18 protein-coding genes are annotated in these 13,059 nt (G+C 64.8%); 7 read left to right on the top strand and 11 right to left on the bottom strand.

Annotated features, from left to right (window positions below; all coding sequences use genetic code 11):
• The first annotated feature begins 188 nt into the window (after window positions 1-188).
• Window positions 189-335, top strand: a complete 147-nt coding sequence (locus IVB48_RS24870; RefSeq protein ID WP_007596790.1) for a hypothetical protein — start codon at window positions 189-191, stop codon at window positions 333-335.
• 40 nt (window positions 336-375) lie between these two features.
• Here IVB48_RS24870 and IVB48_RS24865 read toward each other — a convergent pair whose 3' ends face one another.
• The 5 genes from IVB48_RS24865 to IVB48_RS24845 all read right to left on the bottom strand — a co-directional run bounded on the left by IVB48_RS24865 (window position 376) and on the right by IVB48_RS24845 (window position 3,797).
• Window positions 376-513, bottom strand: coding sequence for a hypothetical protein (locus IVB48_RS24865; RefSeq protein ID WP_007614812.1), 138 nt, complete (start codon window positions 511-513; stop codon window positions 376-378).
• A 283-nt stretch (window positions 514-796) separates the two neighbouring features.
• On the bottom strand, window positions 797-1,219 hold the full coding sequence (locus IVB48_RS24860) for a hypothetical protein (protein ID WP_007614810.1): 423 nt from the start codon (window positions 1,217-1,219) through the stop codon (window positions 797-799).
• A gap of 336 nt (window positions 1,220-1,555) precedes the next feature.
• On the bottom strand, window positions 1,556-2,473 hold the full coding sequence (locus tag IVB48_RS24855; RefSeq protein ID WP_247403860.1) for a hypothetical protein: 918 nt from the start codon (window positions 2,471-2,473) through the stop codon (window positions 1,556-1,558).
• 214 nt (window positions 2,474-2,687) lie between these two features.
• On the bottom strand, window positions 2,688-3,128 hold the full coding sequence (locus IVB48_RS24850) for a nuclear transport factor 2 family protein (RefSeq protein WP_018453530.1): 441 nt from the start codon (window positions 3,126-3,128) through the stop codon (window positions 2,688-2,690).
• Window positions 3,129-3,344: 216 nt separating this feature from the next.
• On the bottom strand, window positions 3,345-3,797 hold the full coding sequence (locus IVB48_RS24845) for a nuclear transport factor 2 family protein (protein ID WP_247403857.1): 453 nt from the start codon (window positions 3,795-3,797) through the stop codon (window positions 3,345-3,347).
• 262 nt (window positions 3,798-4,059) lie between these two features.
• Here IVB48_RS24845 and IVB48_RS24840 point away from each other — a divergent pair, with 262 nt between their 5' ends.
• From IVB48_RS24840 to IVB48_RS24830, 3 genes are all read left to right on the top strand, one after another.
• Complete coding sequence (locus IVB48_RS24840; RefSeq protein ID WP_247357983.1) at window positions 4,060-4,302, top strand: hypothetical protein; 243 nt, start codon at window positions 4,060-4,062, stop codon at window positions 4,300-4,302.
• Between the two features lie 120 nt (window positions 4,303-4,422).
• Entirely contained in the window at window positions 4,423-4,809 is a 387-nt protein-coding gene (locus IVB48_RS24835) for a hypothetical protein (protein ID WP_027565364.1), read from the top strand.
• A gap of 7 nt (window positions 4,810-4,816) precedes the next feature.
• Window positions 4,817-5,182, top strand: a complete 366-nt coding sequence (locus IVB48_RS24830) for a hypothetical protein (protein WP_247403854.1) — start codon at window positions 4,817-4,819, stop codon at window positions 5,180-5,182.
• A 64-nt stretch (window positions 5,183-5,246) separates the two neighbouring features.
• Here the strand turns inward: IVB48_RS24830 and uvrB are convergent, their stop codons facing one another.
• The 4 genes from uvrB to IVB48_RS24810 form a co-directional block, all read right to left on the bottom strand.
• Window positions 5,247-8,225: an excinuclease ABC subunit UvrB gene (gene uvrB, locus IVB48_RS24825; protein ID WP_247403851.1), complete on the bottom strand. Its 2,979-nt coding sequence runs from the start codon at window positions 8,223-8,225 to the stop codon at window positions 5,247-5,249.
• A 107-nt stretch (window positions 8,226-8,332) separates the two neighbouring features.
• The gene (locus tag IVB48_RS24820) at window positions 8,333-8,563 is read right to left on the bottom strand and encodes a hypothetical protein (RefSeq protein WP_247403847.1); all 231 of its coding nucleotides are present in this window, start codon (window positions 8,561-8,563) and stop codon (window positions 8,333-8,335) included.
• Between the two features lie 56 nt (window positions 8,564-8,619).
• The gene (locus IVB48_RS24815; protein WP_007614796.1) at window positions 8,620-8,847 is read right to left on the bottom strand and encodes a hypothetical protein; all 228 of its coding nucleotides are present in this window, start codon (window positions 8,845-8,847) and stop codon (window positions 8,620-8,622) included.
• 124 nt (window positions 8,848-8,971) lie between these two features.
• Window positions 8,972-9,889 (bottom strand): LysR substrate-binding domain-containing protein, encoded by a 918-nt coding sequence (locus IVB48_RS24810; protein ID WP_247282556.1) that lies wholly within the window; start codon window positions 9,887-9,889, stop codon window positions 8,972-8,974.
• 123 nt (window positions 9,890-10,012) lie between these two features.
• On the opposite strand from IVB48_RS24810, the gene IVB48_RS24805 reads away from it, so the two are divergent.
• The 3 genes from IVB48_RS24805 to IVB48_RS24795 all read left to right on the top strand — a co-directional run bounded on the left by IVB48_RS24805 (window position 10,013) and on the right by IVB48_RS24795 (window position 11,834).
• The gene (locus tag IVB48_RS24805) at window positions 10,013-10,792 is read left to right on the top strand and encodes a sulfite exporter TauE/SafE family protein (RefSeq protein WP_247403845.1); all 780 of its coding nucleotides are present in this window, start codon (window positions 10,013-10,015) and stop codon (window positions 10,790-10,792) included.
• Window positions 10,789-11,019, top strand: coding sequence for a hypothetical protein (locus IVB48_RS24800; protein WP_247403842.1), 231 nt, complete (start codon window positions 10,789-10,791; stop codon window positions 11,017-11,019). The genes IVB48_RS24805 and IVB48_RS24800 overlap by 4 nt, the downstream gene beginning before the upstream one ends.
• A gap of 116 nt (window positions 11,020-11,135) precedes the next feature.
• Complete coding sequence (locus tag IVB48_RS24795; protein ID WP_027565357.1) at window positions 11,136-11,834, top strand: glutathione S-transferase family protein; 699 nt, start codon at window positions 11,136-11,138, stop codon at window positions 11,832-11,834.
• Window positions 11,835-11,848: 14 nt separating this feature from the next.
• Here the strand turns inward: IVB48_RS24795 and IVB48_RS24790 are convergent, their stop codons facing one another.
• Window positions 11,849-12,331: a hypothetical protein gene (locus IVB48_RS24790; RefSeq protein WP_247403839.1), complete on the bottom strand. Its 483-nt coding sequence runs from the start codon at window positions 12,329-12,331 to the stop codon at window positions 11,849-11,851.
• A complete protein-coding gene (locus IVB48_RS24785; RefSeq protein WP_247403836.1) occupies window positions 12,328-12,924 on the bottom strand; it encodes a hypothetical protein in 597 nt (198 codons plus the stop codon). Before IVB48_RS24785 ends, IVB48_RS24790 begins: the two co-directional genes overlap by 4 nt.
• Window positions 12,925-13,059: the final 135 nt, after the last annotated feature.

The following is a 13,059-nucleotide window of genomic DNA, read 5'->3' as shown; positions in this document are numbered from 1 at the left end:
GGATGAACGGCAAAAACAGCGCGCGAGTGTTGCCCCCGCGCTATGGACGCGATTCCGGGTGGCTGCCATAAGCCTGCGCAACATGGTTTTCCCGCGAAGCAGTTGGGGGAACCATCGAGTTGCTAACCAATTATGAACCTGTCGCTGTCTATTTGAACGAACTGGGCAGAGTACAGGGGACGAGGACCATGGCAGACCGCGGCGCACTCAAGCTGGTCGGATTCATCTTTGCTACCGCGACGCTGGCCGTGATGCTGGTCGCGGGCATGGTGGTGAAGGGCTATGCCGACGGTGCCTACACCCTGGAAGCTTCGACCGTGGAAGCCGCCCGGTAAGACTTCGTTAACTCCGCGGGGCCGCAACGCGGCCTCCGCCTCAGCGGCTATAGACGAACGCCAAGATCGCGATCGCAACCGCCAGCAATCCGACAAAACGCAACATGATCGTGCCGAACTGGTTCGGCGCGGGCCGCAGCGGTATCGGGTCCGTGGTGTCGGGCCGAATGCTTTCCATGACATGTCCCCAGGCCCGGCCGCGATGGCAAGAGCGCTTGGCGTTAGTCGCTGGGGGGATGCGGCAAGTTCAAAATCCTCCGCTGTCGTGCCCCGCGAAAGCAGGGCATCCAGTACGCCGGGGGCTCTCGGTTCTAGCCTCGCTGCCTCTGGAATACTGGATCACCCGCTTTCGCGGGTGAAGACACTTTTCATGGGGCGCGTGCGCACCGTCGCACACCCTCGAATCAAAACCGCCGCGCCCCTTTCGGAACGCGGCGGCTGGTGATGCGTGATGTCAGCGATCAGCTGTTGCGCAGGCCGTCGGCGGCGCGCTTCCACTGCGAGACGTTGTCGGCGATCATGCGGGTCGACTTCATCGCGGCCTGGCTGAGCTGGGCGTAGCCGGAGATCTCGCGCTGGACGCGCTGGCCTTCGGCGTGGAGCAGGTCGCGCAGGCTCTCGAGCTCGGAGATCAAATTCTCGATCTCGGCGAGGGAGGTGCCGGCGACGCGCTGGATCAGCGAGTTGACGTTGGTGACGGTGGCCTCCGCGCTCGGGTCGAGCGGCGGCGCGTCCGTGGCGGTCGCTGCCGGACGGCGCAGATAGGCGATGTCGTTGCGGACGAAGTCACGGATGCCGGCTTCGACTTCCGTCACTGCGGCGAGGTTGGTGTCGATGGTCTCGGTCTCGGTGCCTTCGGTCTTTTCCGGACGCATGGCGTTCATCGTTGTTCCCCTGTTCGCGTTGAGCGCAGCGCGAGTGTTCCCCGCACGACGACGTCAGTCTGGGACTAGGGCGTCGGATTTTGGCCGCAACTTGGCCGAGGTGCGGCAAGGGCGGTCCATTCGTGGGCTTTGCCGTGGCGTATGGTTACGGGAGTCTGAATGCTGTCCGCGGAGAAGGAACCAATCTCCTCATGGTGAGGAGCGCGAAGCGCGCGGCGGACGGCGCTGCGCACCGCCGCGAGAACCATGCAGGCCCGGCTGTCGCCGCGAGGGCCTCGATCCTTCGAGACGCGCGCAAGCGCGCTCCTCAGGATGAGGAGAAAGATTCGCGCCGACCTACCAGCTCTTCTTGAAACCCGCCGTCAGGCTCTTGTTGATCGCCCCTTGCGAGGTTTCGCCGACCGAGCCGGAGACGGTGACGTTGTCGAAGAGCTTTTGTTCGGCGCCGACCTTGCGCAGCCATTTGTCGTCGGTGGTCGACAGCGACTGGCCCGCGGTGATGCTGGTGCCGGTGTCGGTGAGGGTAACCTTGGCCGACTGGTCGGTCTCGTAATTGCGCGTGACGCGACCACCGACGCCGGGGAGCGCCGTGGTGCCCTGCTGGTTGACGCTGTAGCCGTTCTGCAGCGTCAGCGACGTGTCGCCCATCAGCGGCACCGACTTGGTCAGCGAGGCCCCGAGCTTGCTCTGTTCGGCCCCGGGATCGACGCGGGCCTCCACAGCGGTCTTGTCCCAGATCGCGCCCGCGCCGGGCGCGGGCGCGGCCGCCCAGGCGCTGCCGGACGACTGAGGCACGCTGCCGCCATTGGTGGCCTTCTGCGCCAGCAGCTCGGACATCGTCCGCGGCTCGCTCGTCACCGTCATGTCGGCGCCGATGCGGGCGTCCCAGAATGAGGATACCGACTGCTTCACCGTCACCGCCGAGGAGCCGTTGGCGTTGGCGTTCGTCGCCCAGTTCAGCCCGTCCTTGGCGGCGGCCTGGGCGCGCTTCTTGGCGGCGATGATGTCGTTGAGCGTGCCGGCGTCGATCGCGAGCTGGCCCCAGTCGAGCTTGTCGACGTCGATGCCGCTCAGCACGTCGGGGTCGTTGACGTCGGGGGCCTCCGCCGTCTCGGCCTCGTCGTCGGGCGCTGCGGCCGGGCCGGGGGAGAAGGGCGGAATGATCTGCGCCGACACCGTCAGCACCGAGCCCAAGATCAAAGCGGCCGCCAGCATCGGCAGCCTGGTCCAGCCAAACCCTGTCGCGAATTCCATCGTCCTGCCCGTCAGCCCAGTTCCCGCCGAGGATGCGGAACCATCGTTGCGAAATTGTGGCGGTTCCGTCAAACGCGAACCAACGGGCCGCGCGAAAGGCGCGCGCCCGATGGCGAGCTTCTCCACGATTGCATCCGGCGGGGCTGGAGGCCAGGACGCGTCGCGGAGAGCATCAGCCATCGGTCCCGAACAGCGGGGCCCGTTGGTGTTCCGTTCAGCCGACGCTGGTCATCTTCGGCAGATGAATGGCGCGGCCGAGTGCCTGCTCGACCAGATCAAACGTGTCGATCAGCACGCGCATGCTGGTGAGCTTGCCCGCCCTGAACTGGGCGAACTGCGCCACCCGCAAGCTGATTGGCTTGCTGGAATCCAGCGCGGTCAGCGAATAGCGCAGCATCGAGGCGGCGGAATCAACGCCGAGCATGATGCTCTCGCGGTCGAAGCGGCGGACCTGGAAGTTGTCGGCGAACTGGCGGATGACGTCGAGCACGGCGTCCTTGCCCTGGCGCGCGCCGAGGAACGGAAACATGTCGATCGGGCCGTAGAGCGCCCACTCGACGTCCTCGTCGATCAGGGCCTCGATGTCCTCGAAATGCCGGTCGTTGATCGCGCGGTGCAATGCTCGCGAGAAACGCCAGAGGCTGTGCTCTGTCATTTTGGGCAGTCCTGAAGCTGGCTTGCGAAAAAACGAAAAACAACCCCAAGCGCACAGGATAGGTGCCGCGGGATCGCTCAACTCATTTGTATACGAACAAAATACGCCAATTCGGCCAAAACGCAATTCACGTTTTCGCAATGCACAATTGATCGCGGCGTGTGAGATTTACAATAGAACCCCGTATTTTCCCGGTCCGGGCCGGTCTGGAGAGAGCTAGGCCCCGTCCACCCGCTCGCCCACGATCAGCGGGCCGATCTCACGTTCCAGCACCTGCTGCACCAGGTCGTAGGAATCGATGATCTCGCGGATCTGCGCCACCTGGCCGTTGCGGAAAGTGTAGAATATGGCCATGTCCACCTGAATGATGCGGTCGTTGCTGCGCTTCCTGAAGAACACGCGCAGATAGGCCGCGACCGCGTCGCCTTCGGCGATGATCTGCTGCACCTCGTAGCGGATCTCGGCGTATCGCTCCTGCACGGTGCGCCAGAATTCGCCGAGCTCCTGTTTGCCGTGGCAGGGGCCCATGTGGGGCAGCACGTCGATCGGCGCGTGGGTGAGGAAGTCGACGTCGTCGGTGCAGCACGACAGCGCCGCCTCGAGATCGCTGCGCGCGACCGCGTCGAGCAGATGCAGCACACGCTGGCGATTGAGCTTCTCGACCGTCATTCCGCCCGTCCTCATTGGCCGTGTGGAGCTTACGCCGAGCTAACGCGCGGCCTCGGATACCGGCAATCCGCAAAACCACAGGGGATATTGCAGACCATATGACGCGCAAGCGCAATGCCAGGTTCATGGCTGCAATTAAGGATTGAGCGACCGGGCGCCTGCACGAATTCGCGTGGCTGGGGTGGACGCAGGAAGCGAACGCGGAACCGGGACGGGCCCGTGCCCGTTGAGGTCGCAACACCGCATCCGGAGACATCGATCCATGAAATCCCTCGCCGCCATCGCAGCCGTACTTCTCATCTGTGGCGCGACTTCCGCCGCCAACGCCAAGGGCTGCATCAAGGGCGCCGTCGTCGGCGGTGTCGCCGGCCACTATGCCGGCCATCACGGCGTCCTCGGCGCCGCCGCCGGCTGCCTCTACGGCCGCCACCATGCCAAGGAGCAGCAAGAGCAGGAGAGGCGGCAGCAACAGCAGAGCCAGGTGAACGGGCAGGGCAAGCTGTAATCGCTGGTCATTCGGGGCGCGCGCGCCTTGTTCCCGCAGAGGAAATGGGCGTGACGCATCTCACATCAGGCCCTCCTGATGGCGGCTAGATTCATCCGCATGTCCTCAGGGAGACGTGCCATGGCCGCCATCGCCAGAGTCAGAAAGTCCAGCCTGCATAACGCGCTCGAAGGCCTCGCGCTGACCGCGACGCTGCAAAGCTTCCCGACCTTCGCCGCCGCCGCCTTCCTGCTCAAGCTGGTCGGCAATCACGACCTGGTCGGCGATCCCGGCGTCGCCATCTTCGTCGCCATCGCTTCGCTCGCCCATGCGCTGCTTGCGGTGACCTTCGGGCCGAGCTTCCCGACCTTCTTCAAGACCGTCTACGAACCAAAGTTCTTCGAGGCCCATCTGTCGCTCACCGACAAGATCACGGCATGGCGAACCCAACCGGTCGCCTCGTTGCAACTCATGACCATCGTGCTGCTGCTGTCAGTGATGGCCGTGGTGACGGCGAGCGTGGGGTGATCGCATCATGCCCTTCATCATCGCGTCGAAATCGGGCCCGCTCAACTGGCTCGAAGGCTTTGCGCTCACCGCGATCCTGCAGGGATTTCCAATCTTTGCCGCGGCGTCCCTGATGGTGAAGCTCCTGGGCAACCATCATGGCGGCAATCCCATGCTCACCATCACCATGGCGACGACCTTCTACAGTTTCCTCTCCATCTGGGCAGGATCGACATTCCCGGGATTTGCAAAGAACGCCTACGAACCGCTGTTCTTCGACGCCAGCCTGTCCTTCTCCGACAAGATCGCCCGCTGGCGCGCCAAGCCCGCGACGTCGATGCAATTGGTGGCCTCAGTGCTGCTGTTGTCGCTGCTGGCGGCAAGCGTGGGGTGAGCTCGCGTTCTCATCATTCTCGCCGCCATGAACAACCATCGGCGGCGCCGGCGCTCTGCGTCCCCTACCTCTTCTTCCACCCACCCCTATGCCCCGGCGCCCCTCCGCTCGACCGCGGCGATGGCCCGAACTCCGGCCCCGACTGCCTTGAGTCCGTCGGCTGGATGATGCGGCTTTCGCCGCCGAACGGCTTTGACGGCAGCGCGCGGTCGGCGCGATAGGGCAGGGATTCCGGGCCGTGCATCTCGTCGAGATGCGGCTTGTGCACCTTCGAGCCGCTGCCGCCGCCGCTCGCCTTCAGCGCGGAGCTCACGGTCTTTTTCTTCATGGCGCTGACCGGCAAATTGGCGGCGTCGCCGTATTTCTTCGCTCCCGCATAGGCGCCGGCCTTGCCCTGCACCGTGCGCTGCTTGACGGTGGGATCGTCGACCACCGCGAGCTCGGTGGCGCGCAGGCGCTTGACCTCGTCGCGCAGGCGCGCGGCTTCCTCGAAGTTCAAATCGGCGGCGGCCTCGCGCATTCTCGTTTCGAGATCGCCGAGCACGGCCTCGAAATTGTGGCCGATCGAGATGACGTCGTCGGTCATGTCATGGCCGCCGATCTCGACCAGCACATGATCGCGCTCGTAGACGCTGTTCATGATGTCGCCGATCGACTTCTTGATGCTCTCCGGCGTAATGCCATGCGCCGTGTTGTACTCGACCTGCTTCTCGCGACGGCGATCGGTCTCGGCGATGGCGCGCTCCATCGAGCCCGTCATCTGATCGGCATAGAGGATCACCTTGCCGTCGACGTTGCGCGCGGCGCGGCCGATGGTCTGGATCAGCGAGGTCTCGCTGCGCAGGAAGCCTTCCTTGTCGGCGTCGAGGATCGCGACCAGCGCGCATTCGGGAATGTCGAGGCCTTCGCGCAGCAAATTGATGCCGACCAGCGCGTCGAACGCGCCGAGGCGCAGATCGCGTATGATCTCGATGCGCTCGATGGTGTCGATATCGCTGTGCATGTAGCGGACGCGAATGCCCTGCTCGTGCAGATATTCGGTGAGGTCCTCCGCCATGCGCTTGGTCAGCACCGTGATCAGCGAGCGGTAGCCGGCCTGGGCCGTGGCGCGGACCTCGCCGACGAGATCGTCGACCTGGGTGCGGGCCGGACGGATGTTGACCGGGGGATCAATCAGTCCGGTGGGGCGGATCACCTGCTCGACGAACACGCCGCCGCTCTCGTTGATCTCCCAGGCGCTGGGCGTGGCCGAGACCGCGACCGTCTGCGGCCGCATCATGTCCCATTCCTCGAAGCGTAGCGGGCGGTTGTCCATGCAGGAGGGCAGCCGGAAGCCGTATTCGGCGAGCGTCGCCTTGCGGCGGAAGTCGCCGCGGAACATGCCGCCGATCTGGGGAACGGTGACATGGCTCTCGTCGGCGAACACCAGCGCGTTGTCGGGCACGTATTCGAACAGCGTCGGCGGCGGCTCGCCGGGCAGGCGCCCGGTCAGATAGCGCGAATAGTTCTCGATACCGGCGCAGCTTCCGGTCGCCTCCATCATCTCGAGGTCGAAGGTGGTGCGCTGTTCCAGCCGCTGCGCTTCCAGTAGGCGACCCTGGTCGTGGAGCTGGTCGAGCCGCATCTTCAATTCGGATTTGATCGACTTGATTGCCTGCACCAGCGTCGGGCGCGGCGTCACATAGTGCGAATTGGCGTAGATCTTGATGAATTCGAGCTCGTCCTGCTTGTGGCCGGTGAGCGGGTCGAACTCCTCGATGGTCTCGACGGTGTCGCCGAACAGGTTCACGCGCCAGGCGCGGTCTTCATAGTGCGCCGGAAAGATGTCGATGACATCGCCGCGCACGCGAAATGTGCCGCGGGTAAAATCGGCCTGGGTGCGCTTGTATTGCAGCGCGACGAGGTCGGCGATGAGCTGGCGCTGGTCGATGCGCTCGCCCTTCTTCAGGGCAAAGGTCATCGCGGTGTAGGTTTCGACCGAGCCGATACCGTAGATGCAGGACACCGAGGCGACGATGATGACGTCGTCGCGTTCGAGCAGCGCGCGCGTCGCCGAGTGGCGCATGCGGTCGATCTGCTCGTTGATCGAGGAGTCCTTTTCTATGTAGGTGTCGGTGCGAGGGACATACGCTTCCGGCTGGTAATAGTCGTAGTAGCTGACGAAATACTCGACCGCGTTGTCGGGGAAGAAGCTCTTGAACTCGCCGTAGAGCTGGGCGGCGAGCGTCTTGTTCGGCGCCAGGATGATGGCGGGGCGCTGCGTGGCCTCGATCACCTTGGCCATGGTGTAGGTCTTGCCGGAGCCGGTGACGCCGAGCAGCACCTGAGAGCGGTCATTGCGATTGATGCCCTCGACCAGCTCGGCGATCGCGGTCGGCTGGTCGCCGCGCGGCTCATAGTGCGACTTGATCTCGAATCGCACGCCGCCTTCGGACTTTTCCGGGCGCGGCGGCCGATGCGGGGTCCACACCCTGGTGGAGCCGTCGTCCTTGCGGAACTCCGGCCGGCCCTCGCGGATCAGCGATTCCAGCGCGTCAGCGGTCGCCTTGACGCCGAGCGCCTCCATCTTGCTGCGCGGCGGACGCGCCAGGGCTTCGGCATCGTCCTCTTCCGTGGGAAGACCGAGCTGACGCGCCAGCTCCGGATCGAGCGTCGGGATCGTGGCCGCGGTTCCGTAATTGGCCTGCGGCGCCTCATCGAAGCCTGCGTTGCGAGCGCCGGGCGGCTGCGGATTGGGCCGCAGCGGCATCGGCCTCTTATTGTCCTGCGGAAACTCCTTCGGCGTCGAAGCGCGCGCGCGATGCGCGGCGGCCTCGCCCCCGGAGCGCCGGTCGCGCGAATTGTCCGGCGGCGGCTGCAAGCCGGTGCCCGATCCGAGCCCGGCATCGCCGCGATTGATTGCGGGATTGAGCAGCTCGGCCAGCGCCGGCCCGATCGGCTGCACGTCGGGGCGAGACGCCTTGGAATTGGGCGCCTTCGCGTTCGGAGCCTTGGTCTTGGGGGATTTCCCGGATTTTTCGGAGGATGCAGGTTTCTTCGCCATGCTCCGAATATGGGGCGAGTCCGCCTCGCAATAAAGAGCGAATGCCCCTCCCGGATCAGACTGCTGACAGCAGGTTGGCAGCAGGATTGGATCGCCGGATCTTGCGATCAGGCCGCCGGCGACGGTCCCTCGTCGTCCCCGGCCGCCTGACGTGGCTCGAGGATGTCGAGGTGGATGCCGCCGCAATCGGTGCAGCGCATGGCCCAATACTCGCATCCGGCACGGCCGCCGATCACGCGGAGCACCGTGAGATCGCCGTCGCATTCCGGGCAGCTGGACAGCACATTGCGGGAGTAAATCCTCGGCCGCGACGTGTCTTCGAATTCGATGACTGACATGACCGGTTTCCCCTTTGACCTTGCGCCGTTCCTTGGTCGCCTGCAGTCCCGCTCGCCTATTCGTCGTCGCTGTCGTCGGCCCGTCGGCGGAAGCGATCGATGTGATGCTTGGCATGGGCAATCGCGGCATCGGGATCGGGCCAGGCGAAGCCGACTTCCATGGCCGGAAACAACACGCCGTCGATGGCAACCGGGCTGAAATCGGCACGCCGGATCCGGGCGTGCCAAAGTCCCTTGCCCGCTTCGAAGGATTCGATGTCAAAGCCGTCGTAGAGGGTGGTCATTGCAGTCCCCAAGATGTTTTGTTCGAGCGCCTTGTTGGAGGGTCAGGGGACCACATTTGCGGATTTCGGGATGTGAAGCCGTTCACAAGCGGCGGGCTTTTTTGCCCAAAGGGCGGCTGCAGCGTCAGTTCCGCGCGCTGGTGCGGCCGGTCCGCCGGACCGGACGGGCGGCGGGTTCCGACGCGGCGCGCATGATCCAGCGGCGGAACGCGGCAAAGTCGCGCTGCTCGGTCTGGAAGCTGCGATAGAGCAGGTACCAGCGCATGCCCTTGGGCACCGAGAGGTCGAATGGCGCGACCAGCCGACCGGCGGCGAGATCGTCGTCGATATAGGGCCGGATGCCCATGGCGATGCCGAGCCCGTCGGCGGCAGCCTGAAGCGCCTGGCCGTAGAACTGGAACTCCGGCCCCCGCGCGTTGATGCGCGCGAGGTTCGCGGCCTTGAGCCAGATCGGCCAGTCCTCGGGCGAATGCGCGACGCGGATCAGGCTCGGTCCCCTAAGATCGGCCGGGCGCTTCAGCGAGGAAGCCAGGCGAGGCACGCAGACCGGCGTGAGGTCGCCGGCGAACAGCGGCTCGGCCACCAGCCCGGGCCAGTCGCCGGTCCCGAGCTGGATGCCGCAGCTCCAGTCTTCGCCGAACGGCACCGACGCGCCGCCGGTGGTGAAGCGCACCTCGATGTCGGGCTCCTCGTTGCGAAACTCCGACAGGCGCGGGATCAGCCAGCGCATCGCGAAGGTGTGGCCGATGCCGATGGTGAGCACGCGGACGCTCGAGGGCGCCGTCACCTGGGCGGTGAGGCTTGCGAGCGCGTCGAAGATCGGGGTCAGCCCGCTCTGATAGGCGCGGCCCGCCTGCGTGAGCAGCAGCTTGTTGGCCTTGCGCTCGAACAGCGCGACGCCGAGCCGTTCTTCCAGGATATGCACCATGCGGCTGACCGCCGCTGCCGATACGCTCAGCTCGAGGCCGGCCGCGGCAAAGCTGCCGGCCCGCGCCGCGGCTTCGAATGCCTTGATGCCGTTGAGAAACAGCAAGCGCCGCAAATGACCGACCCTCAGGAAAGCTGATGCCAGGCCAAGATAACTCAGTTTGCGCGCTGGCGGCAAGCGGGGCACGTTCCCTTCGCCTCTCCCCGCGTGCGGGAAGGAGGCAAACAGGAGATTTTCGTGACGCCCATCATGATCGCTGCCCTTGGATTGCTGATGGTCGGCACCGCGTTCCTGTCAGGGCTGTTCGGGATGGCGGGCGGGCTGATCCTGATCGGGGTGCTGCTGGCCCTGATGCCGCTGCCGACCGCGATGGTGTTGCATGCGATCACGCAGATGGCCTCAAACGGCTGGCGGGCCTTTCTCTGGCGCGCGCATATCCGCTGGCGGCCGGTCGCAAACTACATGGTCGGCGCGGCTGTCGCGCTCGCGGCGTGGTCGCTCACGCGCTACGTACCCGACAAGCCGGTCGCGCTGCTGCTGCTCGGCATCACCCCGTTCATGGCGCGGCTGCTGCCCGCGAACATCAAGCCGGATCCCGACCGTCTCTGGCAGGGCACCGTCTACGGCACGATCTGCATGGGCCTCATGCTGATGACCGGCGTGTCGGGACCGCTGCTCGACACCTTCTTCCTCGGCGGCGATTTCGGCCGGCGCGAGAAGGTGGCGACCAAGGCGATGTGCCAGCTCGTCAGCCATTTCACCAAGCTGATCTATTTCGGCGGCGTGATCGACCAGGCCGCGACGCTCGATCCCGTGCTCGCGGCCGTCGCGATCGCAGCATCCATGCTCGGCACCACGCTGGCGCGGCGCATCCTCGAAGCCATGACCGACCAGCAATTCGTGGCCTGGTCGATGAAGCTGATCACCACCATCGCCTGCTACTACGTCGCCTATGGCAGCTGGCTGCTGGTCCGCACGCCCGTGCTGGCGGCCTTCGACAAGGGAGGTTTGCAATGAGCGAGACTGCCGACCCGCTGGTGCTGGACTTCGTCGAATGGGTTGCGCGCGAGCCGCGCGCCCATGCCGAGGTGATCGCGACCTGGAAGACCTCGTGCCCGCGCCTCACCATCTGGGAAGACGCCGCCGACCGCGGCTATGTCGCGCGCGAGACGCTCCCCGGAATGGGGCTGGTCATCGCGGTGACGGAAGACGGCGAGAAGCTGCTGCGCACGAACGGGCGCTAGCTCTCGCCACATCCGTCATTGCGAGCGCAAGCGAAGCAATCCAGAATGTTTCCGCGGCGGCAGTCCTGGATTGCTTCGCTTCGCTCGCAACGACGGAATACCGGGAGACCCTTTCTATGTCGCTCAAATTGTTCGAACTCGTCGGCACCGACGCCTCGCGACCGTTCAGCCCGTTCTGCTGGCGCACGCGGATGGCGCTGGCACACAAGGGCCTTTCGGCGGAAACGCTGCCCTGGCGCTTCACCGAGAAAAGCGCGATTGCGCCGCACGGCTCGGAGAAGGTGCCGGTGCTGCTGCATCACGACCAGCCGGTGGTCGATTCCTGGGCGATCGCGACCTATCTCGAAGACAAGTTTCCGGACCGTCCGTCGCTGTTCGGCGGCGAGGGTGGCCGCGCCATGGCGCGCATGCTCAACGCCTGGGGCGACATCGCCATCGTCGGCGGCATCTTTCCGCTGATCATCGCCGACATCCCGAAGAATCTGGACGAGGTGGACGCCGCCTATTTCCGCCAGTCGCGCGAGGCGCGTTTCGGCGGCAAGACGCTGGAAGAGATTATGGCCAGCCGCGATGCCGGCGTGGTCGCCTTCCGCAAATCGCTTGAGGTGATGCGGCAGACCCTGAAGAAGCAGCCCTTCATCGGCGGCGCCGCACCGAACTATGCCGACTACATCGTGTTCGGCGGTTTTCAATGGGCGCGCGTGACGAGCCCGTTCAAGCTCCTGGAAGCGGACGACCCTGTCTACGCCTGGCGCGAAAAGCTGCTGGAGGCGTTCGACGGCATGGCCCGGAAGTCACCGGGGCACGCTGTCTGAGCGAGCGCAGGCTTTTATCCCGCGCAGGCGTTCCCCGTCACGCGCTCATTCCTCACCACGGCTTCGACCATCTTGCGCGCGACGTTGTTCAAATCAGCGAGCGCCAGATAGTCTTGCGCATACGCTTCTTGAGTCAGGCGATCGATGCGCAGGTCCTCCCCCGTCGTCCATTGCTTCGCGATGTAATCGGCGCCGGGTTTGCCGAATGTTTCGGGATAGCGCTCCATCTGATTTTGCCGCTGATAATAGTATTCGTCGAGGCCGCTGATGAACCGCTGTCGGCCCTCGCCCGCGCAACGTGCGCCATAGGGCCGTTCCAGCGTGGCGATGGCGCTCTCACGCTGTCTCGCCCTACCGTCCACCGAGTATTTTTCATTTGTGCCATACCCCGGTCCGTCCATCGGGGCGGCTTGCCGAGCCTTCGGCTCGGGCGCGAACGCCCACGCTGCGACCTGCCAGATGATGATTGCCCAGACGACGAACCAGATACGGCTCATCTGGGGCTCGCCGTCGCAAGTTGCCGTGGCAGGCTCACGGGCGATGGATCGGACCATAGGCCCGGACCGGCGAAGGCCAGCACTGTAAGACGGATTTCCGCTGGGAAATCCTCTTGAACGACACCCTTCTGTTCAAAGGCTTCCGCGAGCGCAGCCTTGACGCGTACGTCGAGCGGCGTCGAATACGCCGCGTTGGCTTGGTCGCGCTTCTTTTCGCTGCAGAACATTCCCATGGCCGGGGTCGGACAGTCGTAGATCTTCATATAGCCACGCGCATAGGCTGACGTGGCCGCAATGAGGTTGGCTTTCATCGTGTCATCGCAAGGCGACATGGCGTAGGCGGTGCCGGCCTGCAAAGCATCCATTCGCAGCGCATCGAGCTTTGGATCCTTGTCGCTCTGGGCGGTGTGCTCCGCCTCCCACATCTTGCGTTCATAGGCTTTGGCGCTGTCGTCACCGAATGTCGCTTTGAGTGTCGGCTTCAGCTCGCTGATCAGCGAAAAGGAATAGGTGGGAAATCCACGCAACGCCCACGAGAAGCCGACGAAAGTCGTGACGAAGGCCATGCAGGTGAATAAAATGAACCGGCTCATGTGGGTGCTCGAATCGACGCCGCGCAACCTAACCGTGTCTGGTTAAGGCTTGCATTAATCCGCGAATTCCAGCCCGAGAAGGTAAAGGCAGTCTAAAGAGATCATGCGATTTTGGGGTTCCGCCCAAACGGCCGA

This window comes from Bradyrhizobium sp. 76 (assembly GCF_023073025.1).
Lineage (GTDB): Bacteria > Pseudomonadota > Alphaproteobacteria > Rhizobiales > Xanthobacteraceae > Bradyrhizobium.
The sequence above is the reverse complement of the archived record's forward strand: the minus strand, read 5'-3'. Positions and strand labels throughout refer to the sequence as shown.